General features: G+C 44.3%; 18 protein-coding genes. 5 read left to right on the plus strand and 13 right to left on the minus strand.

Annotated features, from left to right (window positions below):
• Positions 1-3 precede the first annotated feature (3 nt).
• A complete protein-coding gene (locus B3J29_RS11580) occupies positions 4-183 on the minus strand; it encodes a hypothetical protein (protein WP_286965565.1) in 180 nt (59 codons plus the stop codon).
• A 257-nt stretch (positions 184-440) separates the two neighbouring features.
• Positions 441-608 carry a hypothetical protein gene (locus tag B3J29_RS11585; RefSeq protein ID WP_004781698.1) on the minus strand — a complete coding sequence of 56 codons (168 nt, stop codon included), beginning with the start codon at positions 606-608 and terminating at the stop codon, positions 441-443.
• A gap of 417 nt (positions 609-1,025) precedes the next feature.
• Here B3J29_RS11585 and B3J29_RS11590 point away from each other — a divergent pair, with 417 nt between their 5' ends.
• Positions 1,026-1,226: a dodecin family protein gene (locus B3J29_RS11590; protein WP_005232506.1), complete on the plus strand. Its 201-nt coding sequence runs from the start codon at positions 1,026-1,028 to the stop codon at positions 1,224-1,226.
• A 60-nt stretch (positions 1,227-1,286) separates the two neighbouring features.
• Here the strand turns inward: B3J29_RS11590 and B3J29_RS11595 are convergent, their stop codons facing one another.
• The 4 genes from B3J29_RS11595 to ompR form a co-directional block, all read right to left on the minus strand.
• Positions 1,287-1,982 (minus strand): DsbA family oxidoreductase, encoded by a 696-nt coding sequence (locus B3J29_RS11595; RefSeq protein ID WP_034170987.1) that lies wholly within the window; start codon positions 1,980-1,982, stop codon positions 1,287-1,289.
• 205 nt (positions 1,983-2,187) lie between these two features.
• Complete coding sequence (locus B3J29_RS11600; protein ID WP_286965568.1) at positions 2,188-3,705, minus strand: acetyl-CoA hydrolase/transferase family protein; 1,518 nt, start codon at positions 3,703-3,705, stop codon at positions 2,188-2,190.
• Between the two features lie 205 nt (positions 3,706-3,910).
• Positions 3,911-5,371 carry an ATP-binding protein gene (locus tag B3J29_RS11605; protein WP_166134779.1) on the minus strand — a complete coding sequence of 487 codons (1,461 nt, stop codon included), beginning with the start codon at positions 5,369-5,371 and terminating at the stop codon, positions 3,911-3,913.
• A 310-nt stretch (positions 5,372-5,681) separates the two neighbouring features.
• Positions 5,682-6,446, minus strand: coding sequence for a two-component system response regulator OmpR (ompR, locus tag B3J29_RS11610; RefSeq protein WP_004781707.1), 765 nt, complete (start codon positions 6,444-6,446; stop codon positions 5,682-5,684).
• Positions 6,447-6,780: 334 nt separating this feature from the next.
• On the opposite strand from ompR, the gene B3J29_RS11615 reads away from it, so the two are divergent.
• On the plus strand, positions 6,781-9,132 hold the full coding sequence (locus tag B3J29_RS11615) for a Tex family protein (protein WP_286965572.1): 2,352 nt from the start codon (positions 6,781-6,783) through the stop codon (positions 9,130-9,132).
• Between the two features lie 81 nt (positions 9,133-9,213).
• Positions 9,214-11,181: a DUF2075 domain-containing protein gene (locus tag B3J29_RS11620; RefSeq protein ID WP_286965574.1), complete on the plus strand. Its 1,968-nt coding sequence runs from the start codon at positions 9,214-9,216 to the stop codon at positions 11,179-11,181.
• A gap of 36 nt (positions 11,182-11,217) precedes the next feature.
• Here the strand turns inward: B3J29_RS11620 and B3J29_RS11625 are convergent, their stop codons facing one another.
• From B3J29_RS11625 to B3J29_RS11650, 6 genes are all read right to left on the minus strand, one after another.
• Positions 11,218-11,520 (minus strand): hypothetical protein, encoded by a 303-nt coding sequence (locus B3J29_RS11625; RefSeq protein ID WP_286965576.1) that lies wholly within the window; start codon positions 11,518-11,520, stop codon positions 11,218-11,220.
• Between the two features lie 77 nt (positions 11,521-11,597).
• Positions 11,598-12,674 (minus strand): patatin-like phospholipase family protein, encoded by a 1,077-nt coding sequence (locus B3J29_RS11630; RefSeq protein ID WP_286965578.1) that lies wholly within the window; start codon positions 12,672-12,674, stop codon positions 11,598-11,600.
• A 157-nt stretch (positions 12,675-12,831) separates the two neighbouring features.
• Positions 12,832-14,451 carry an ABC1 kinase family protein gene (locus tag B3J29_RS11635; protein WP_180031125.1) on the minus strand — a complete coding sequence of 540 codons (1,620 nt, stop codon included), beginning with the start codon at positions 14,449-14,451 and terminating at the stop codon, positions 12,832-12,834.
• A 12-nt stretch (positions 14,452-14,463) separates the two neighbouring features.
• On the minus strand, positions 14,464-15,177 hold the full coding sequence (locus tag B3J29_RS11640; RefSeq protein ID WP_286965582.1) for a ubiquinone biosynthesis accessory factor UbiJ: 714 nt from the start codon (positions 15,175-15,177) through the stop codon (positions 14,464-14,466).
• Between the two features lie 14 nt (positions 15,178-15,191).
• Positions 15,192-16,136 (minus strand): bifunctional demethylmenaquinone methyltransferase/2-methoxy-6-polyprenyl-1,4-benzoquinol methylase UbiE, encoded by a 945-nt coding sequence (gene ubiE, locus B3J29_RS11645; protein ID WP_286965585.1) that lies wholly within the window; start codon positions 16,134-16,136, stop codon positions 15,192-15,194.
• A gap of 260 nt (positions 16,137-16,396) precedes the next feature.
• The gene (locus tag B3J29_RS11650) at positions 16,397-17,101 is read right to left on the minus strand and encodes an FFLEELY motif protein (protein WP_208462462.1); all 705 of its coding nucleotides are present in this window, start codon (positions 17,099-17,101) and stop codon (positions 16,397-16,399) included.
• A 206-nt stretch (positions 17,102-17,307) separates the two neighbouring features.
• On the opposite strand from B3J29_RS11650, the gene B3J29_RS11655 reads away from it, so the two are divergent.
• Positions 17,308-18,729: a polyphosphate:AMP phosphotransferase gene (locus B3J29_RS11655; RefSeq protein ID WP_286965588.1), complete on the plus strand. Its 1,422-nt coding sequence runs from the start codon at positions 17,308-17,310 to the stop codon at positions 18,727-18,729.
• 48 nt (positions 18,730-18,777) lie between these two features.
• Here the strand turns inward: B3J29_RS11655 and B3J29_RS11660 are convergent, their stop codons facing one another.
• A complete protein-coding gene (locus B3J29_RS11660; RefSeq protein WP_159123426.1) occupies positions 18,778-19,281 on the minus strand; it encodes a hypothetical protein in 504 nt (167 codons plus the stop codon).
• A 178-nt stretch (positions 19,282-19,459) separates the two neighbouring features.
• On the opposite strand from B3J29_RS11660, the gene B3J29_RS11665 reads away from it, so the two are divergent.
• Positions 19,460-22,677 (plus strand): exodeoxyribonuclease V subunit gamma (locus B3J29_RS11665; protein ID WP_286965592.1); only part of this gene is annotated, 3,218 nt, incomplete at its 3' end.

A 22,677-nucleotide genomic window follows, 5' to 3' on the forward strand; every position in this document is an offset into this window, starting at 1 on the left:
TCTCTAGATATATTTGAGTGCTTTATCCAGTGAATTGGCCATGATCATATTGATTGCAAGTTCTACCAGTTTGTATTCGGTAGAGTTGGGATCTGGATAACGCTCAGCCATTTCAATCAAAAAATCCACAGAAATTGCCTGCGGAGAAATTTTTCCCTGTATTAATGCTTGAAGCTGGTTCATAACAAGAAAGTCTGAAATCCATAAAAGATCAGGTTCTGATTATAAGCATCTGATTGACAAAATGCTTGATTATTTTGAGTATTTTTTTAAGCGAATTTGGTAGTTGTTTTTGAGTAAAAAGTGAATGAAATCAAAATAAAATAAAAAATAATGAGGTTTTTAATGCTCTTTAAATAGAAGAACAAGTTAAATTTTCGAAGCCCTGAAATAAAAACAGGCTGAATAATTCAGCCTGCTGGGAGATTTTGCTTAAAGACTTAAGCCGCTTTTTCAGTTTCTGCAGTTGCAGTATCTGTTGCTACAGTTTCAACTGGTGCTTTGCTTACAGGGAAATCTGGAAGATAAACCACTTGAGCCATTTGTGCTGAAGCTTGTAGAGAAAAAGCCATCACAGTTGCTGCGCATAAAAATTTAACAGTTTTCATAACATGACCTTTTGATATCTGGGTGTTCAAGAGCTTGAACAAGAAAAAAAGTTAGTCCTAAATTACGTGAAAAATAATATCAAATGGCAATTAATAAAAAATGATCAAATCGGCAAGAAAAGCAACTAAATTTAGATAAAATACTCTATAAAACAATATATTAGAATATTTGCTCTAGATAGTTTTGGATTGTTTTTTATACATTTTTTAGATGTTTTAGAAGCTTTTAAGCAAACATTTATTTGTTGATTATTTAAAACTAGAGATCCAGATTTAAATTTTTTTAAAGCAATAAGGGCAGGCCAGTATTTGTTCATTCCCTGTAAGTTTTTGCTATCGCTTGTTTGCTAAGAGCTGTAGAGAAATTTAAATCGACTAAGATGAATGCTTCTATCTTCACAGAGTGAGTGTTGAATCATGGCAATTGCAAAAGTGGTAGAAGTCAATTCAAGCAGTAGTAAAAGCTTTGAGGATGCAATTCAGACTGGCATCGCGAAAGTCACAGAGACGATTAAAAATGTTCAAGGTGCTTGGATCAATGAACAGAAGGTCGTCATTAATGACAATAAAATTACCGAATATCGTGTCAATCTAAAGATTAGCTTTCTGGTTGAATAGTTCATATCATTCATAAAAAATCCCCATCTTGAATGGGGATTTTTTGATTTGATTTAATTTTTATTCAGGCTTTGCCGGAACATCACAAGCATCTGTAGAACACTGATCAGCTGTTGGCTGTTCCTGTGGCTCCTCTAAAGCTTTTTCAAGAACTTGCAAGAAAACTTCCTTCGGCTGAGCACCTGCCAAAGCAATGCGTTGATCAAATACAAAGAACGGAACACCGGTAACTTTGAGCTGGTCACGCGCTACTTCCTGGTCAAATTTAACAAAGTCCGCAAATTCATCCGAGTCGAGTAAATCATCTACTTCAACCGGGTTCAGGCCAATACGCGCTGCAACATCTTCCAGCGTTTCACGTTCACCAATCGGCAGGCCTTGCGTCATATAGCTGTAGAAAAAGGCTTCCTGAGCTTCATTGCCTAGACCTTTGCTTTGTGCCAGGTGAATGATGCGATGCGCATTCAAGGTATTGCCAGAATTGGCGCCTTCCCAGTTAAATTCAATGCCTTCCTGTTTAGCCATGGCTGCAATATTGCGCTGCATGTCTTCAACTTCTGGCACTGAGCGGCCATATTTTTGTGCCAAACGCTCAGAGTTGGAAACTTCCTGACGGACTGGTGCTTCAGGATCTAGCTGAAAACTATGCCAATGGACTTCAAGTTCAATCCCACTTTCCTTTGCAGCAGCTTCCAGACGTTTTTTACCAATATAGCAAAAAGGGCAGACCACATCTGACCAAATATCTACGCGCATGTCATGTCTCTAATCTTTGTCTTGGTAGAAGTATGAGGGTGAAGAACTGGAATTTAAAGCCCTGCATCCAGACTAAGTGCAGTTTAATCATTCAAAATATTTAAGAAGTTAAGCAGATCAGATTTTTATAGATGGATTTGTCCTCGCTAATTTATTATTTTTCCCATAAAAAAACGCCCCGTAGGGCGTTTTCTGAAGCGGTTAATTAAGCAGTTTTGACTGCAGCTTCTACTGCAAGCATATGACCATTTTCTTCAAAGTTAGAGTGCCAAGACAATGCTTCACGAAGCAGGTGAGGCGTATGACCACCTTTCGCACATGCACGGTCGAAGTAGTCATTCAATGCATCGCGGTACATTGGGTGCGCACAGTTATCGATGATCGCACGAGCACGTTCACGTGGCGCCAGACCACGAAGATCTGCCAGACCTTGTTCAGTTACCAGAATATCTACATCATGTTCAGCATGGTCTACGTGAGACGCGAATGGTACTACTGAAGATATGTCGCCACCTTTCGCGATTGATTTGGTTACGAAGATCGCCAAGTGGGCATTACGCGCGAAGTCACCTGAACCACCAATACCGTTCATCATTTTGGTACCACATACGTGAGTTGAGTTCACGTTACCGTAAATATCAAACTCAAGTGCAGTGTTGATGCCGATAATACCTAAACGACGTACCAGTTCAGGGTGGTTAGAGATCTCTTGTGGACGTAATACCAGTTTGTCTTTGTATTGCTCAAGGTTGTTAAATACTTTCTCGCCATATTTAGCAGAAAGTGTAATTGAAGAACCTGAAGCAAACTTCATCTTACCTGCGTCGATCAATTCAAAGGTACAGTCTTGTAGTACTTCTGAGTACATGATCAAGTCTTCGAAGTTTGAATCTTTCAGACCCGTCAATACCGCATTTGCGATTGAACCAATCCCTGCTTGAAGAGGCCCGAGGTTTTTCGGTAGACGGTCTTCAGCTACTTCTTTTTCAAAGAAAGCGATCAAATGGTTGGCAATGCTTTGAGTCTCATCATCTGGTGCGGTTACAGTAGATGGAGAGTCGTGTAATTCGCTGTTAAATACGATACCAACAATTTTAGATGGATCGATATTGATCGCATGCGTACCAATACGCTCATCCACTTGAGTCAATGGAATCGCTTGACGCGTTGGACGATACGTCGGGATGTAGATATCGTGCAAGCCTTCAAATGCCGGGCTTAAATTCGTATTGATTTCAACAATCACTTTCTCTGCAAAAATTGCAAAACTTGCAGAGTTACCTACAGAAGTTGTTGGAATGATGCCGCCATCTTCAGTGATCGCAACTGCTTCAATTACCGCTACATCAGGTTTTTTCAACTGCTGGTTACGCATCTGTTCAACTGTTTCAGACAAATGCTGATCGATGAACATCACTTCGCCTTTATTGATCGCTTTACGTAAAGTGTTATCGACCTGGAACGGTAAACGGCGTGCCAATACACCAGCTTCAGTCAATTGTTTGTCTAGATCGTTCCCTAGTGATGCACCAGTAATTAACGTGATCTTTAATGGATTTGCTTTTGCGCGTTGTACTAAAGCTAAAGGAACCGCCTTCGCTTCACCAGCGCGAGTAAAGCCACTCATACCCACAGTCATGCCATCTTGGATGAATTCAGCCGCTTGTTCAGGGCTGATGACTTTGTTGTGTAGGGAGGCTAAACGGATACGATCTAAAGACATTTCAACTCTCATAAATTCTTAAATAATGATACGGATTGTACCGATCAAAAAATGTATTTTGCATAGGTGTTAGGCTAAGGTCTAATTTTTTAGCTAAATGTAGGTATAATGAAAAATGATGTTTTTTAAATAATTGAATTATTAAAAATTAAAATGAATTGTATAGAAATACTAAAAAGTCGTTTGTTGATTTTATGATCACTTACTAGAAGTGATCAGTGAGCGTTTGACGAATTTTATCCAAGGTAGTTGGAGCAGCAGGTGCCTCTGAATCTGCGGTTTTCAGGGGTAAGGCGATAATGGCTTCCAGACCACCTTCAGGCCGATTCTGGATATGCAGCTCACCTGAGTGAATATCAACAATACGTTTGACAATTGCCAGACCCAGACCACTACCTTGTACGGTACGCGCAGAATTTCCACGAACAAAGGGTTGCATCAGTGCTTCAATCTGGTCTTCCGGAATCCCTTCACCATGATCGGCCACACTGATCATCAGTTTATGGTCCTGCACATAGGCAGCCAGCTCAATCGGTTCCGCACCATAGCGTTTCGAGTTGTTGATCAGGTTGCCGATCAGACGTTTCAGTGACATGCTGCGTACTTCAACCAGCGGTATTTCCTGAGGTGTAAAGCGAATATCAAGTGGCTTAAACTGCTTGACCAGTTCCTGCAACAGCACATTGACATTGGTTTCTTGCAGTTCTTCATCGGAGCCATCCCGCATATAGGAAATGAACTGATTTAAAATCGCATCCATATCCTCGACGTCATAAATCAGACCTTCCTTGAGAAAGTCTTCATCCGGCATCATTTCTGCGCTAAGACGGATACGGGTCAACGGGGTACGCAGGTCATGTGAAATCCCCGCGAGCATGATCCGACGATCACGCTCGGTTTGATCCAAGGTATAAATCATCTGGTTAAAGGCATGATTCACCTGACGGATTTCCAGCGGACCATGATTGGTATCCAGATAAGGGGCGGAACCATTTTTACTATAGCTGTTTGCTGCATTCTGCAAGCGGCGTAAAGGACGGTTCAGCTGACGAACTAGAGTCAGAATAATAATGCCGGCAATGAGTGGCGTACCAAGCAGCCAGCCTAGAATCAGTTCAGGGCTATAGTTGGCATAGGTCTTAAGAGGTTCACGTACCCAGTTGCCGTTCATTTCAGGAGTTTGGATCCAGATGCGTGGACTTGGCTTAAACTGGAAATAAACGGTCGCCTGTTCGATTCTTAATTCTTTGGCCAGTTTGGTCTCAATCTGGTTGGTAAAGAATTCGGCAATGACCTTGTCTTTTACATTTGGATATTCGGCTGGATTGGTGACATATTCGATTCCGATCCGGTTTTTGAGCCAGGTATCAATATCGACTTCTTGTTCCTTGTGATAAAGACGCAGGTCCGGATTATTGAGAATTTCCAGCTCCATAGCCAGATACCGCGCGTGTTGCTGAATTTCAGGTAAGTAGAGCGTGCGCCAGAAAAACCAGATTGACATGAACAGGCTGAAACAGACCACAAAGACCACCAGTACAGTGGTTCGCATTGCTGCAGAGCGCGGCTTGATTTTGTCCAGAAAGCGTTCCCAAGGGGTGCGTTTTTTTTCTGAGTAGCTGACAAAATCGGTAAATTTTTGTGGGTCGATGGGGTCGAGTTTCACTGAGCAATCCTGTGCTATGACTTCAGCAAATGATTATGAGTTGATTAAAAGGCCTTATCACACCGGAGTCAAACCATCTGTAATTTAGATATAGGTTAAAACCTTCGGTTCGACCTACTTTTGTTTCGGCAAAAGTAGGCAAAACCATTTTCATTCGCAAAACTCGTCAAATTGCGGCAAGTAATCAATTTATCGCAGAAACATTAGAGATGAATACCTCCTGCCTCAAACAGTTGCGAATGAATTTGTCACGTAATTCAAAACTAAATTGATAGACGGACGAATATTTTACTTTCTTCTAATAAGAAAATTATTCAGCACCATCTGGAACAAATACATAACCGACACCCCAAACGGTTTGAATATAACGCGCACGGGCAGGGTTTTCTTCAATTAGGCGACGTAAGCGTGATACCTGAACGTCAATTGAACGTTCCATCGCACCCCATTCACGGCCACGCGCCAGATTCATCAGCTTGTCACGAGTTAAAGGTTCACGTGGGTGTTGTACCAGCGCTTTTAATACTGCAAATTCACCAGTGGTCAGGGTCACTACCTGGCCCTCACGAGTCAGGGTACGAGTAGACAGATCCAGTGACCATGGACCAAAGGATACCACTTCCATTTGCTGGCTAGGAGCGCCTGGAACTTCACGGACTTGACGACGCAAAACTGCACGGATACGTGCCAGCAATTCATTTGGATTAAATGGTTTAGGCAGATAATCATCCGCACCGGCTTCCAGACCTGCAATACGATCTGAATCGCTACCACGTGCGGTGAGCATAATGATTGGAATATCAATATTCGACTGGCGTAGGCGACGACAGATACTGAGGCCATCTTCTACAGGCAACATAAAATCGAGCACAATTAGAGAAAACAGTTCCCGCTGTAATAGTCGATCCATCTGGGTAGCATCGTGCGCAGTTTTAACGACGAAGCCTTTATCTTCAAGGAAACGTTGTAACAGGGTACGCAGACGCACATCATCATCGACAACCAGGATGCGCTCGACCCGGTCGGTTTCGGTATGTACAGCATCAGGTTTTTCAGCAGGTACCACTAAACTCATGAGGTGCTCCTTTATTCTTTATTGTCGTCATAAACAAAAAATGAAATATGCTTTGAGTATACGATTCATTACTATTATTGACTATGCTCTAAAGCATCAAATATTGCAGTTAAAATCAAGACATAGATACCAAATATATACATCTATATGCGAAAAAATCGTCCTGGAACAAGAATAAAATGCAAAGTTCATGCAAACTTTAGTGGAAAAACTGGAAAACGATCGTATACGGTTATCTAAAGCTTATATAAATTAATAAAAACAATGGTGGATTTTATAGACCTGGTCTTTATAATCATGCCATTTAGTACTTATCCTTGTGGGATCAAACACGATGACTGACTTAGTTCAGCAGTTGGCAAAAGAACTTGCCGTACGTCCAAATCAAGTAGAAGCTGCCATCAAACTGATTGATGAGGGTGCCAGCGTTCCTTTCATTGCACGTTACCGTAAAGAAGTAACGCAGGGCTTAGACGATACGCAACTACGCCAGCTCGATACACGTTTATCGTATTTGCGTGATTTGTATGAACGCCGTGAAAAGGTGATCGAATCACTAAAAGAACAAAATAAATTATCTGATGATTTATTGGCACGGGTGAATGCGGCAGAAACTAAAAATGCCCTAGAAGAAATTTACGCACCATACCGTCCAAAACGTACCAGCAAATCGTTTAAAGCCAAAGAAGCCGGTTTAGGTCCGATTGCAGAGAAAATCTTTACTGAAGCCGTGGATCCAGCAGAAGCTTTAGCGGGCTTTAGCCATGAAGATTATCCAGATCAGGAAAGCCAGTTCGATGCGATCCAGCACATCCTGATTGATGACTGGGCACAGAATATTGCATTGACCACTGAGCTTAAAGCAATGTTTGCTAAAACGGCTGTGCTGAAAAGTCTGGTCGCTAGCGAAGAGAAAAAAGAAGTTGGTAAAAAATTCCGTGATTACTTCGATTTCTCTGAAAATCTGAACAAGGTACCTTCGCATCGCTTATTGGCAATGCTACGTGGCCGTCAGGAAAATGTACTGGGCCTTAAAGTAGATGGCGAAGATGATGCACCATTGGCACGTATTGAAACTGAATACAACCTGGATACCATTCAGCCGCAATCCCGTCAGGATTTCTTAAAGCAAACTGCGAAACTGTTCTGGCTTGGTAAAGTTCGTCCAACGATCGAACATTCATTATTGACTGAAAAACGTCTGGCTGCTGAAGCTGAAGCAATGCAGGTCTTTGCTGAAAACCTGCGTCATTTATTGCTTTCTGCGCCTGCAGGTGCCCGTACAACTCTGGGTGTAGACCCTGGCATCCGTACTGGCGTAAAACTGGCAGTGGTGAATGAATCAGGTGATGTATTGGCATATAGCACCATTTACCCATTTGCACCGAAAGATGATAAAGAAGGTTCACTGACTGAATTGGCACGTCTTTGTCGCGAATTTAATGTTGACCTGATTGCAATCGGTAATGGTACGGCAAGCCGTGAAACTGAAGCGTTAATTGCTGAAATGATGGCTGCAAATAGCGACCTGAAATTGACTCGTGTTTCTGTTTCAGAAGCGGGTGCTTCTGTTTACTCAGCATCTGAACTGGCTTCTCAGGAATTGCCTGAACTGGATGTATCGATCCGTGGTGCAGTATCAATTGCACGCCGTCTGCAAGATCCATTAGCAGAACTGGTGAAAATCGATCCTAAATCAATCGGTGTAGGTCAGTACCAGCATGATGTAAACCAGACCGGTCTGGCAAAAACCCTTGAAGCAGTGGTTGAAGACTGTGTGAACTCGGTCGGTGTAGATGTGAATACTGCATCTGCTGCGATCTTGGGCTATATCGCAGGTCTGAACAAATCAATTGCGCAGCAAATCGTGGACTTCCGTAAGGAAAATGGCCGTTTTGATAACCGTCAGGATCTGAAAAAAGTGCCACGTCTAGGTGAACGTACTTTTGAACAGGCAGCGGGTTTCTTGCGTATCCAGCAAGGTTCAGAACCATTAGATGCGTCTGCAGTTCACCCTGAATCTTATCCACTGGTATCTAAAATTGTTGAAGCGAAATCAACGACTGTAAAAGATATTATTGGCAATACTGAAATCATTCGCCAGGTCAATGCAGAAGAGTTTGTTGATGATAAATTCGGTTTGCCAACCGTTCAGGACGTTTTGGCTGAACTAGAAAAACCAGGCCGTGACCCACGTCCAGAATTCCGTACCGTAAAATTCCGTGATGATATTACTGAAGTGTCTCAATTGACTGAAGGCATGCAGCTGGAAGGCGTAGTCACCAATGTGACTAACTTCGGTGCTTTCGTGGATGTTGGTGTACATCAGGATGGTTTGGTACATATTTCTGAATTAGCCAATGAATTTGTGGCTGATCCGCATAAAGTGGTAAAACCAGGTCAAATCGTACAAGTTCGTGTACTGAACGTTGATGTGGAACGTAACCGTGTCAATCTGTCGATGCGTCCTGAAGGTTCGGAAGCGCCAGCGAAAGCACCACGTCAACCACGTCGTGACAATGAGCAACGCGGTGAGCGCAAGCCACAAGGCAAACGTCCACAGCATGCACGTCCACAAGGTGACCGCCCGCATGGCAAGAAACCTCAAGCGGCTAAACCACAAGAAAATAAAATTGGTGGTTTAGGAGCACTATTACTTCAAGCCGGGATTAAAGGTTCGAAATAATCTTTAGGCTCTAAACGAAAAACCTCCCTTTTGGGAGGTTTTTCATATCGACAATATTAAAAAATCTCAAAGAATCTAAAAATGCTAAGAAGTTATTATCAAAGTTCCATCCAAGATTTTTTATCTAGCTCAAATGACTTAATCTTAGGTAATTTGGCACAGCATCATGAATTTGCACTTGAAGATTTACAGAAAAATGCTTGGTTAGCACAAATAGATATTTTAAAAGCAAATTTAGTTGGTATAGCAAAGGGTCATCTTTACTTTGAGTACAGCATTCCTCGAATGGGGAAGCGTGCTGATAATATTCTGATTATTCGTAATTTAATCTTTGTTATTGAGTTTAAGGTTGGGGAAAGTTTTTACTCTACAACTGCAAAAAATCAGGTGATTGATTATTGCTTGGATTTAAAGAATTTTCATTCACAAAGTCATGATAAAAAAATTATTCCAATTCTTATAGCTACTGAAGCGGATACACAAGAGATCATTTGGGAGGATGTAGATGATCTTGGAGCACCCATTTGTTGTCATCAGTACAATTTAAACCAAATGATTCTACAGGCTCTTGCGCATTATGATGTGGGTATGGACATTAATATCCAAGAGTGGAATCAAGCCAGCTATAGACCGACACCCACAATCATTGAAGCAGCGAAAGCACTTTATCAAGGACATCAAGTTGAAGATATTTCCAGAAGTGATGCAGGGGCGATTAATTTAAAAATAACTTCAGCACGTATTGAACATATTATTGAAACAACAAAAGAAAAACGACATAAGGCAATTTGTTTTCTTACAGGAGTACCGGGTGCTGGAAAAACATTAGCAGGGCTGAATATTGCTAACCAGCGACTAAAAAAAGACGAATCAGAACATTCAGTTTTTCTCTCGGGCAATGGCCCACTTGTTGATGTGCTAAGGGAAGCGCTGATTCGACAAACAGTCGAAACAGCAAAAACTGAAGGTCAACTTGAAACCAGATCAAGTGCTGAAAGAAAAGCAAAAGCTTTTATTCAAAATATCCATCACTTTCGAGATGAGTACTTAAGGTCATTAGAAGCTCCTATTGAAAAAGTGGTGGTATTTGATGAGGCACAAAGAGCTTGGCGCAAAGAACAAGTTTCTAACTTTATGAAGCAAAAAAAGGGAATTCAGAGCTTTGATAAATCTGAACCACAATTTTTGATTGAGGTAATGGATCGGCACACAGATTGGTGTGTGATTATTTGTTTGATCGGTGGCGGTCAAGAGATTAACACTGGAGAAGCAGGGGTTATCGAATGGTTAGATGCTTTACAACAGCATTATCCTGAATGGCAGATTTATTATTCTGAGAAAATTTTAGAGGATCGTGTCTATATACAAGATCAAACCCGAAAGCATCATTTAATTCAGCATGGTAATAAAGAACCTGATTTACATTTGGCGGTATCAGTAAGGTCGTTTAGAAGTGAAAGAGTTGCTGAACTTGTCCAAGCAATTTTAGATGGGGATGCGACGAAAGCACAACATATTTATAGCCAAGTTATACAATCCTATCCAATTGTTTTAACAAGGAACTTGGAAAGAGCCAAGTCGTGGCTAAAACAACAAGCTAAAGGGACAGAGCGTTACGGCATGGTTGCGAGCTCAGGCGCAAGAAGACTCAAAGCAGAGGGGATTGATGTTAAAAATAAAATCACACCATCTGATTGGTTTTTGAATTCTACAATTGATGTACGTTCTTCATATTACTTAGAAGATGTCGCCACAGAATTTGATGTTCAAGGATTAGAATTAGATTACTGCTGTGTTGCGTGGGATATTAATTTTTACTTTAAGGATGGTTGGTGTTATCAAGCATTTAAAGGAACAAAATGGCAGAACATCAATCAGATGGAAAAGCAAAAATATCTACTGAATACTTATCGTGTTTTGTTGACTCGTGCGCGTCAAGGAGTGGTGATTTACCTACCGAATGTAGATGATAATGATTGGACCAGACCGAGTGAATTGTATGATTCAACATATCAATTTTTAAAAGCCTGTCATCTCAAAGAAATTTAAAAAAAGCCTCCCAATCGGGAGGTTTTTTATTTTGGATTAGCTATTAATAATCGGAACAATCCAGCTGGTAATAATCAATAAAATACCCAGATGTCCCAGTTTACGTGTCACATAAACCAGTTTAGACGGTGGTTGTTCTAGCTGTTTAGCATACTCTTCCATGGTGATGCCTTGTTTGCCTTTACTGGTATATAAGAACACACCCAAATCCAGACAGATCAGAATGGTACCAATATCTGCCACCAGTTCCATCAGCTCAAATTGCTGGGTATACAGCGACATGGTAACGCTATAAATCAGATAAAGTCCAAAGGCTATACATGCATATTGCAGGATCACTAAAAAATTTCTGCATAAATCTCAACAGTTCAAAAAATTAAGGCAATTATACAAACAATTCGGGCAGACTGCGCCCATTACAGGCTTTGCATCACATCGGCAAAATTCTGCTTCTCGACCAGCTCCAGAAATTCATCTCCCAGGCACTGACTTTCAGCAATACATTGCTTCCAGAGCTGAATCCGCTGGGTTTGATCCAAACCTTTCAAAGTGAAGTCCTTACGATCCGGTAAACGACCCAAAGGTAAACTTTGCAAATATTCCTGAGAGGGTGAAATTAGCAAAGTTCGTGCCTGATTTTCCGGGCTTGCCGTGCGTTTAAACAGTTTATCGAACCAGCCAGGAGTAATGCTGTCAGTAAAATGCGGATACAGCACGATGCCTTTGCTCTGAAACGGCAGGTCAATATGATAGTCAATCAGACCGCCATCGCGATAATAACCTTGCGGTGCATCCGGAATATTATTGACCGCTGCCATCACGCCCGGAATAGAAGCAGAGGCCATCAGCCATGACAAAACACTTTGCTCAGTCAGGGCATGATAATGTGTGGTAAATCCATCATCGGCAATTTTAAACTGTTCACCTGTATTCGGTTGGCTGATCACACGTTGCATAAAATGGCGGCTGTGTTTACGTGCCACAGCGGTAGTACCGACAATTCCGGCTACAGAGGCGAGTAGGGGGAGCGCCTTATCACTCTGAAAAATGTGCTGGGCTTTGATCGACAATACCGTCAGATGATAATCCGGATGATTCACCAGATCGGTTTCTTTGCCTTGTACCAGATCCAGCAGCATGCCACGACAGACGTCACTGACTTCTTGGCGAGTCATTTTCTTGTGGAAGTATAGATCGGTATACAAGTCGGCAAGACGTTCAGTGCCTGCTTTGGCTCCCCAGGCCGCGACACTGGCAAAACGCCAGCTGCCAATGGATGAACCGACTAAGGTTCTACGCTGAGGAGCGCGTGGAAAGAATTCACCAAAAATTGCCTGATCCAGCCCCTGAATACCGATGCCTTTGGGGCCGCCTGCGGCACCTGGCACAATATCGACCTGTTCGGGTTGCAAACCTTCTTTCAGAATCAGCTCACGAGCCTGATGCCCAGCGCGGATGTTCAGAGCAGGCGCATGTTTTTGTAAAATCTGCATAAAGGTTCAACCCATATTTGACCAATAAGGACATATTTTAAGCATCTGGTCACAGAGCCCAATGGCAAGATGTACCCTAAGGTGACTTTGCAGTCATAGGGAAGGAGAAAAATAAAAAAACCTGAACAATGTCAGGTCTTTTAAGAAGATTATTCAGTTATTTTGCAATCCGCCAGACTGCGAGTATGCTTGCTAGCACAATCAGAATCACTGATACAAACCATGGTGAAATAATCGCAATTGAAAGCAGGATAGCCATGATGCTGCCAAAAATCCAGCTACGCTTTTGCTGATGTTCCATTTGCAGACGCATGCTTTGCAATTCATTGAGCTGTTTGGCATGCCAGGCAGACTGGTTTTTCAGGCCATTCAGGCTGTCGATCATCAGGGTCGGTAAATCCTGCGCACCCAAAAGCAGATCCGGGATTTTTTGCCCCAGTTCTTTAATATTCTTTTGCGGATTCATCTGGGCTTTGACCCAATCGGTGAGGATCGGTTTAGCCAGACTCCAGATATCCAGTTCAGGATATAAGTCTGTGCCCAGACCTTCTACATGAACCAATGTTTTCAGTAACAACATCAGTTGTGGCGGGATTTCCAGATGGAAACGACGGGCGATGTCCATGACCTGAATCAGAATCCCGGCAAAGTCCAGCTCATGCATTGGCTTGGAGACCATTGGACCCACGGTACGACGCATTTCGCGTGCTAGCGCGTCCTGATCGGTACCTGGCGGAATCCAGCCTGCCTGATGCACAATCTGAATCAGCTGCATGAAGTCGCTGTTCATGACCGCCAACAACATACGTGCCACGGTCATCTGGTCATGTTTGGACAGCTCGCCCATAATCGCACAGTCCAGCGCAATAAAGCGCGGATTGGCCGGATTGATAGTTTCGACAAAGACATTGCCCGGATGCATGTCAGCATGGAAGAAGTTATCGCGGAACACCTGAGTAAAGAAGATGGTTAGACCTTTACGTGCCAGATCAGCACGGTCCATACCCAGTTCATCAAAGGTGGCAATATCCGAAATCGGAACACCGGTAATCCGTTCTGCTACCAGCACGTCCTTACTGTCCATATAGACTTCAGGCACATACATCATGCTGGAGCCAGTGAAGTAATGACGCATACGGCGGGTATTATCCGCTTCCAGAGTCAGGTCTAGCTCATTCAGAATGATCTGGCGATAGTCCTGAATAATTTCAGACAAGTGTAGGGCACGCGCTGCTTCCAGACGCTTTTCCAGAAAATCACCCAGCCAGCTTAGAATCTCAAAATCCTGCAAGATCTGTTGACGAATATTCGGGCGGGTCACTTTGACCACTACTTCACGGCCATCATGCAGGGCAGCAGTATGCACCTGTGCAATCGAAGCTGCTGCCAATGGCTGAACATCAAATCGGGCGAATAGAGTATTTACATCCGCTTTTAAGGATTCCTGAATACGCATCTTGGCGACATCATTATCAAAGGGCTTGACCTGATCCTGTAACAGGACCAGTTGTTGTAGTACTTCAGGCGGAATCAGGTCACGACGGGTCGAAAGCAATTGTCCCAGCTTGATCGCCAGCGGTCCCATTTCTTCCAGTGCCAGTTTCAGCTTGAGTGGATTCTTACGCTCACGGCTGGACCAGGCTGCTGGATGCATACGGATCAAAGATAAAATATGCCGGGCTTTTTCAGGAAGTTCTTCCGCAGGAAACAACGTGTCGAGTCTATAGTGCGCGGCGATGCGCCAAAGTTCGAGTAGACGTGAAACATGCGGAATCATAAAGCGGTGTACCTAGTATTGAGAAGGAATATGAGGTGTAGCAGGAGTAAATGGCTGATCAGTAGAATCGTCAGATTCAATCTGTGCCTGAAGCTGACTGATTTTGGCTTCAACGCGATCCAAATTCTGATTCAGGATGCGAGTATCCTGATTCAGGTCATCCATTTGCCAGCGCGGGGCAAAAAGGCCACTATCTTCTTTCAGGGCATCTTCAGCGAAAAATAACTGGCTTTCTAAAGTGCGTTTTAAATGCTTCGGAGCCAGCTGCAACTTGCCAATTTCATGCGCCAGAGCAGGGCCAATCCAAGGACTTAAATGCGCCGCCAGATCAGGTTCTGCCTGCTGCATGATGCGCTGGATTTCTTGCAGAAGTTTATAGTCACCTTGCAGTGGAATATTGCCGACTTCATCAGCAAGCAGCAGCTTGAGCAGCTCTACGACATTGCTCACCTGTAGCGTCGCCGTTGCTTCAGGAGTTTGAACATTATTGGCTTCATAAGGGCGCTGTTCAAATATCGAAGAGTCTTCAGTATGACCGCTTGGCGTTGGCTCCAGACGAACCTTGCCCTCATCAAAGAAGACATCGACAGACAGCTGCGGTGAAGCAATGACCACCCGCAGCATTTTGCCAGCCAAAGTATTGATCTGAATGCGGGTAATCGCATCCAGATCAATCATATGATGAATCAGGCGTTCAACAGCACCGAGGGCGAGAAGTGACCACATATCGGGTACGACCCTTAAAGCTTGAAGCCACGGTGAACGGCAACGATACCACCGGTCAGGTTGTGGTAATCACAGTTCTGGAAGCCAGCATTTTCCATCATGCCTTTTAAAGTACGCTGGTCTGGATGCATACGGATTGATTCAGCCAGGTATTTATAGCTTTCTGAATCATTCGCCACGATTTTACCCATGATTGGTAAAGCGGTGAATGAATACAGGTCATAGAGTTTTGAGAATGGCTCGAAGACTGGTTTAGAGAATTCCAGAATCAGTAAACGGCCGCCTGGCTTAAGTACGCGATACATCGCAGCCAGTGCTGCATCTTTATCGGTGACGTTACGCAGACCAAAAGAAATCGTTACCAGATCAAAGCTGTTATCGGCAAATGGTTCTAATGTTTCCGCATTCGCCAGAACGAAATCAACATTGGTACAGCCGGCATCAATCAGACGGTCACGGCCAACATTCAACATGGATTCGTTAATATCAGACAGTACCACATGGCCGGTAGGGCCTACTTCACGGCTAAATACTTTAGCCAGGTCACCTGTACCGCCCGCAATATCCAGCACATGCTGGCCACGGCGCACACCTGACATATTAATCGCAAAACGTTTCCATAGACGGTGGATACCGAATGACATCAGGTCATTCATGATGTCGTATTTGCTGGCCACCGAATGGAATACTTCAGCCACTTTCTGGGCTTTTTCGTCACTGCTCACAGTCTTGTAGCCGAAGTGCGTGGTTGGACCGACGTTATCGGTATTGGCACCGCGTGGCAGGTTATATTTAGGGACAGTTCCAGTCACAGGCGTATCGGTCAGGCGTTGTTCTAGAGATTGTTGCTGACCTTGTGGAGCGCCTTGCGGAAGCGGAGTGGTTAAGAATGGGCTCACTTTGTCTGTCTGTTGTGCCGACTCGGGTGTAGGGGTAGGCGTTTGATTTTCATTCGACATTGGAGTCACTCCTAACATATCAATCGGGTTAATCTTGCATTGCCTGCATAATGACAGATTCTTGGATGTTATTCAGCAATCATGATGCAATTGTTATGAATAATATACAGAAAAATAGGAATATGGGCGGAAATCTTCACTGCCAGTGATCGAATAATTCATATGATTTATCACTGGCGATGGCCTGCCCTAAGAACCTGAAAATATCAGGATCAGGCAGAACCATAAACTTTCCTCATTAGGCATGGGAAAGGCATCTATTATTGAAATGGCGTTGGATCACCTGAATGCACCTTATCAATAATACCGCGTTCAATCGCAGTAAAGTCGTGCACGAATTTTTCTGCCGATTTTAACGGTTTCATGGCCTGGAAACCGTCCTGCATAAACTCATACATCACCTGAAAATGATATTTATTGGCTGCGCCTTTACACATCTTGAAGGCGGTATAAACCACAAAGGAACGCATATATTTGTCCAGGCTGACACCCAGCTGATCCAGCAATGCCAGCTGTTTCAAGCGCGCCTCACCCTGATCCAGTTTCAGATAAGTCACACGCATCATTTCATCGGTCAATGGTGCGTTGGCAGGGTAATCCTCTAAAAGCTGGATTGCGACCTGTTCATCCAGTTGTACCGCCAGAATCGCCAGTTCTACGCCTGAGGTTCCGGTTTTCAGGGCATTTTCCGGAATCATTTTTTCTGCCTTGTGCGCATATTTCATCAGTCGTGCAATCTGCTCGGCCAGTGCATCAAAGTCCGAGCCGCCGTAGAGCCGGTTCAGAAAATATTCAGCCATCAGCTGGTTATTTTTTTCAGAAAAATGCTGATGATGGCTACGCTGCATCCGTGCCTTTTGCCATGACTGCACATCCTGTAAACGGCTTAAAATTTCAGGCTGAGTGTGATACTTCAGCTGATAATACTGTTCTAAGAGTTCATCTAATCGAGCAAGTTTGGACATGTATTTTCAAATATGATTTTTCGATCTCAGAATCTTAGAGGGTGTGGCGCAATCTCGCTATGACAAATTGATCAATGATTCCTTATTTGAATGTCAATTTGCTGTTTAAACAGACAATCTAATCGTGTGAAAAACGTTGCTAACGCTATTTTTGCGTTCAGACTCCTCGCTATACTGCCCACAAGAATAAAAGATGAGGGATCTCCATGCATACAGAAGAACAAAGTTTCCAGTTAATGGATGAAGATGAGCTATCCCTTGCGCTGATCAATGCCCAGTATGATCTGAGAAAAATCCAGGGACAGAAAAATGGCAAAAGCCTGATTGTTCTGGTCAATGGAATCGAGCTGGCAGGTAAGGGTGAAGCAGTCAAACAGTTACGTGAATGGGTAGATCCTCGTTATATGCAGGTGAAAGCCGATCAGCCGCAAGTATTAGGAGAAAAACAGACTTTCTGGCAGCCCTATACACGGTTTATTCCGGCCCAAGGCCAGATCATGGTCTTGTTTGGTAACTGGTACAGTGATCTGCTCAGAACCACGATGCAGACAGGTGCCATTGATGATGTCCAGTTTGATGCCTATCTGGAAGATATGCGTGTCTTTGAGCAGGATCTAAAAAATAACTATGTTGATGTGGTCAAGGTCTGGTTCGACTTACCCTGGAAAACGCTGCAAAAACGCCTGGATCAGATTGATCCAAGTGAAATGCAATGGCACAAACTGCATGGCCTGGACTGGCGCGACAAAAAAAAGTACGACACCGTGCAACGTTTGCGAGAGCGGTTTACTAAAGACGAAGACTGGCTGATCATTGATGGAGAAGATGAAAAACGGCGTGACCAGCAGTTTGCGCAGCATATTTTGCAGGCGCTAAAACATTGTCCCAATCATCCGGTTCGGGCCAAGGGACGATGGAAACAGGCCAAAATTCCAGAATTATTGCAGCATCCTTCGCAAGAACTTGCCAAGACAGAGGATTATAAGGCAGAACTGAAAAAACTGTCTCCTCAGGTGGCCAAGGCGCTGCGCTCAGACCCGCGCAATGTGATTTTGCTATTTGAAGGGATGGATGCAGCAGGCAAAGGCGGAGCGATCAAGCGAATTGTGAAAAAGCTAGATCCCCGTGAATATGAAATTCAGACCATTGGGGCGCCGGAAAAATATGAACTGAATCGTCCTTATTTATGGCGTTTCTGGAACAAGCTGCAAACTGATGATGATATCTGTATTTTTGACCGTTCCTGGTATGGCCGGGTGCTGGTAGAACGGGTAGAGGGCTTTGCCAGTCCGGCAGAATGGCAGCGGGCCTATGATGAAATTAACCGATTTGAACAGAGCCTGATTAACCATCAAACCGTGATTATTAAGTTCTGGCTGGCGATTTCCCAAGAAGAGCAGGCAACCCGTTTCAAGGCGCGTGAAGACACCCCGCATAAGCGTTTTAAAATCACCGATGAGGACTGGCGTAACCGGGAACGTTGGGATGATTATTTAAAAGCGGCAGCTGACATGTTTGAACGTACATCGACAGAACAGGCACCGTGGCATATTATCGCCACTGATGATAAAAACACCGCTCGGGTCGAAATTTTAAAAACGATTTTAAAGCAGCTTCAGGCAGATTAATCTGCCTGAGTTTTGAAAAGTTTGGGGATAAAAAATGGGGTGGGAAATTTATTTGCCTTGAGCAATCTGTTTTTGCTGAATATTTTTTGCTGTGCGATAGCAATCTTCCACATGCGCTTCAGCAATTTTCTTCATGACAAAATAACCGAGGCTCGCGGCTACCAGTTGACCACCGAGTGGAATGAATTTTGTGACTTGCTTTGTGATCACTTTCGCTGCAACATTGTTCAAAGATTTTTTGACTGCTGTACGTGCCACTACTAGACCGGAAAACTCGATTCCGCGTTTACGCAGTTCATTCCAGTGCACCTGCTTGGTTGCAGGATCAAACACACTGATCTGTTCAGGGGCCAGACCAAAGCGGGCATTGATCTCCGGAATCAGTTGCGACAGAATGCCGACATCAATGACCACGTCCAGAAATGGCACTGGAATCACAGCTGCTCCGGCAGAATAATAGGCACGTTTTTTGGTTAGCTCTAAGCACTCGTTGCGAATTCTGTCTAAATCTAAACTTGGATCGATACGATCTGGAATTTTGTCTAATTTCATGGGCATTACCTAAAGCTAGATGTTGTTTTTTTCTGTTAAAACATCAATAAGATGCTTTTTTCAAAGAACTTTTTTGACTGAAGTATGAGTTTTAAAGTGACATAGACAGTTCAGTAAGTATAGTAAATAATCTTTATCATTTTGTAGTACTGCTCCATCTCATTTTTCAGGGGAAACGATGGCAATTCATGTTATTCAGAGTCAACGCATTGATGTGCTTTTGGATAGTATGCTGCGTATCGTCAACCAGAGCGCAAAAAATCCCTTGGCCGTGTTACAGCCGCGGCATTTTATTGTGCCGTCTCCTGCAGTGGAGACTTGGCTGACCCAGAAAATTGCCGAAAAAAAGGGCATCAGTGCCAATACTCAGTTTCATCATCGGATCCGTGCCTTTCAGTGGACTTCCTATCAGTGGGTGCTAAATAATCCCAAAGAAGTTGAGCAGGTTCGTGAAGCCAATATTCCGCGAATTATTATTAAATGGCGGGTATTCCAGGCACTACGTAAATGTATTTTGCCTGAGCAGATTCTATTAGAGGCCGATCATCCGCTGTATTCGATTATCAAACGGATTTATGACAGCGCAGATCGTCTGGAACAGGGCACAGAGAAGCAGCTGAAAAAACAAAGCATGCTGTACTGGGTATCTGAACAGGTCTCGCGCCTGTTTAGCCATTATATGGATTATCGTGGTTATTGCGCGCGGAATTGCCCGCCACAGGAATGCCGTTGTCCCACCAACTGGTTAGCGTCCTGGGGGCAGGATATCGCGCTCGATCTTGAGCAGATGATCTATATTCCTAAAGATGAAAATGGCCATGAAATTCCGGTGGCAGACTTCGTCAAGATTCAGGCACGCGAACTGGAAGCCTGGCAGCGCTGGTTGTGGCAGCATGTCTTTCAGGATGATTATGCCAAGATTCTGGACATCGAACAGATGTACTGGGAACGTCTAGAAAATGAAGATACCCAGGCACAGGCTTTAAAACGTTTGCCAGAACAGGTCGTGGTCTTTACCTTGCTAGAATTGCCACCGAGTCAGCTGGATTTCTTGCGCCGTCTCGGTCAATACATCGATATTTATATTTTCCACTTTAACCCTTCACAGGAATACTGGGCTGACAGCGTCGATCCGGATTGGAAAGCGCGTTATGACCTTGGCGTGCAGGAACGTTTCATCAGGAAATTTGAAAAATCTCAGGGACGTTTGCCGACTGATACCGAAATCCAGCATTTCTTTGCAGCCTTTCAGCTGAACTTTAATGCCGAAGACCGGGAATCGCGTCATCCCTTGCTGACTCGCTTTGGCAAGCAGGCGCGTGATCATTTCTCGTTATTATCCAAACTGTCTTCAGGTGAAGAAGGTCTCTGGGCCGATGCTTTCGTGGATGAATATCAGGATAAGTTACTGGCCAAAATCCAGTCGGATATTCTGTACCTGCTGGAACCGGAAAAACACCAGTATCCGCTCAAATCAGACGATGATTCGGTGCAGATCCATGTCTGCCATTCTTCACTGCGCCAACTGGAAGTTTTAAAAGAACAGATGATTCACTGGCTGGCTCAAGGTACCGAAGATGCCCCACGTCAGCCGAGCGATATTCTGGTGCTGGCCCCGAACTTGAAAGAGCTGGAGCCGGCGATTCGGAGTGTCTTTGCACCACCACCGCGAGAACGGGAAGGTAATAGCCAGCGTCTGCAAAAAGATAATCTATATTTACCGATTCAGATTGCCGGGGTGTCCCGACTCGATGTCAGCAATGCCTGGCGCGCGGTACTGGGCCGGATTCAGCTGGTGCATCAACGTTTCAGTATCGAAGATTTTGCCGACTGGCTCAGCCTGAATGCCACCCAGCAACTTTATGCACTGGACTATACCCAAGTTGAGCGCATGTTGCAGTTACTGGGTGAAGCGGGCTTTAAACGCGGTCTGGATCAGCAGCATTTACAGCAAAGCCTGACTGCCGGTGATGAAGACTACCGCTTCAGTTTTAAGTTTGCGCTGGATCGGCTGGCACTTGGACTTGCAGTGCCAGAACATGCTCTGTTTCAGGACACCTTAAGCTATGCTCAGGTCTTGAGTAGTGATTTTCCTCTCATTTCGACTCTGATCCAGATTTATCAGGATCTGGTACAGCGCCGTGACTGGCTGATTTTGCATGAACAGGGACAACGTACCCCGGTAAAAACTTGGCTGGAATATCTGCGTGAAGACTTGAATGAGTTCCGTGAAGCCGGGGTTGAGTCCTTAAAGACGGTCGCAGAAATCATTGACAAGCAGATGCGGATGCTGACGTTGGCCGATTACCATGATCAGGATGATCCGCAGGCCAGCCAGGAGCTGGTCGCCTTAAGTCTGCCATTGCCTTATGTACTGGAAGAAATTCAGAATACGCTGGAGATGCAACTGGATCAGGCCGAGCCGACCGGACAAATTACCTTTAGTCAAATCGGCCAGATCCGTCCGTTGCCGTATAAGCTGGTGGTGATGCTAAATCTGGATACTGGTAAATTCCCGAGCCGGAATCAGCAGGTGCCATTTGACCTGATGAACAGTTTGAAGCCGCAACTAGGGGATCGCTCCCGTCTGGATGATGACCAGGGTGCTTTTCTGGATGCATTGCTACTGGCGCAGGACAATTTATGGCTGTTCTATAATGGTTTTGATGTTGATGACGGAGAAGCACGTGATCCATCCACTTCATTGCAAGAACTGATCCAGCATATTGCCTTGATTTGCCACTCCGACCAGCCCGATGCTGAAGTCGATGAAACGGTTGAGCTCAATGGTTTGAGCGTGGCCAAGCATATCCGTCAGCTCTATCATGTGCATCCATTACAGCCTTTTGACCCGATCGGTTATGTGGAATCTCATACTCCACGTTATCAGACTCAGTGGTTTGCTGTAGCAGAATATATTCGCAGTGCAGAGGGCAAGCGCAGCAGCTGGATCAATGCCCATTATCCGACACTGATGCAGAAAGAAATCCGGGTGCTCAAAGGGGATGAGTGGATTCGTGACATGATTTTCCCGGCACGCCTATTCCTGAAAAGTGTCGGTATTTCCAGTGTGAGATATGCCGATCTGCCAAGTTCACGAGAACCCTTATTGCTGAATAAACTGGAACAGTATCAGGTTCGGGATTTTCTGCTGCAACAGGATCAAAAGATTGAGCCACAGCTGATGCTGGACCGCTTGCCGGTCGGAAAAACTCAGGAAGCGACTTGGCTCAGCAGTCAGCAGGAACAGCAATCCCTGAAAGAGCGTTTATTGCAGCTGAATAAAGAGCTGACGCCTGTAACGCAGCAAACCTGGCAATATAATCCTGAGTTGCTGATCCATATTACCTTGCCACAAGTGCCGCACAGCAGTTACTGGCTCAGCATGCAGTCTTC

The sequence above is a fragment of the Acinetobacter sp. UBA5984 genome (assembly GCF_002429925.1).
Classification (GTDB): domain Bacteria; phylum Pseudomonadota; class Gammaproteobacteria; order Pseudomonadales; family Moraxellaceae; genus Acinetobacter; species Acinetobacter variabilis.

What these genes read in the sequence shown, in the direction of transcription:
- B3J29_RS11580 (WP_286965565.1), bottom strand. Translation starts at nt 183, where the DNA reads ATGAACCAGCTTCAAGCATTAATACAGGGAAAAATTTCTCCGCAGGCA.
- B3J29_RS11585 (WP_004781698.1), bottom strand. Translation starts at nt 608, where the DNA reads ATGAAAACTGTTAAATTTTTATGCGCAGCAACTGTGATGGCTTTTTCT.
- B3J29_RS11590 (WP_005232506.1), top strand. Translation starts at nt 1,026, where the DNA reads ATGGCAATTGCAAAAGTGGTAGAAGTCAATTCAAGCAGTAGTAAAAGC.
- B3J29_RS11595 (WP_034170987.1), bottom strand. Translation starts at nt 1,982, where the DNA reads ATGCGCGTAGATATTTGGTCAGATGTGGTCTGCCCTTTTTGCTATATT.
- B3J29_RS11600 (WP_286965568.1), bottom strand. Translation starts at nt 3,705, where the DNA reads ATGTCTTTAGATCGTATCCGTTTAGCCTCCCTACACAACAAAGTCATC.
- ompR (WP_004781707.1), bottom strand. Translation starts at nt 6,446, where the DNA reads ATGAGTTTAGTGGTACCTGCTGAAAAACCTGATGCTGTACATACCGAA.
- B3J29_RS11615 (WP_286965572.1), top strand. Translation starts at nt 6,781, where the DNA reads ATGACTGACTTAGTTCAGCAGTTGGCAAAAGAACTTGCCGTACGTCCA.
- B3J29_RS11620 (WP_286965574.1), top strand. Translation starts at nt 9,214, where the DNA reads ATGCTAAGAAGTTATTATCAAAGTTCCATCCAAGATTTTTTATCTAGC.
- B3J29_RS11630 (WP_286965578.1), bottom strand. Translation starts at nt 12,674, where the DNA reads ATGCAGATTTTACAAAAACATGCGCCTGCTCTGAACATCCGCGCTGGG.
- B3J29_RS11635 (WP_180031125.1), bottom strand. Translation starts at nt 14,451, where the DNA reads ATGATTCCGCATGTTTCACGTCTACTCGAACTTTGGCGCATCGCCGCG.
- B3J29_RS11640 (WP_286965582.1), bottom strand. Translation starts at nt 15,177, where the DNA reads ATGTGGTCACTTCTCGCCCTCGGTGCTGTTGAACGCCTGATTCATCAT.
- ubiE (WP_286965585.1), bottom strand. Translation starts at nt 16,136, where the DNA reads ATGTCGAATGAAAATCAAACGCCTACCCCTACACCCGAGTCGGCACAA.
- B3J29_RS11650 (WP_208462462.1), bottom strand. Translation starts at nt 17,101, where the DNA reads ATGTCCAAACTTGCTCGATTAGATGAACTCTTAGAACAGTATTATCAG.
- B3J29_RS11655 (WP_286965588.1), top strand. Translation starts at nt 17,308, where the DNA reads ATGCATACAGAAGAACAAAGTTTCCAGTTAATGGATGAAGATGAGCTA.
- B3J29_RS11660 (WP_159123426.1), bottom strand. Translation starts at nt 19,281, where the DNA reads ATGAAATTAGACAAAATTCCAGATCGTATCGATCCAAGTTTAGATTTA.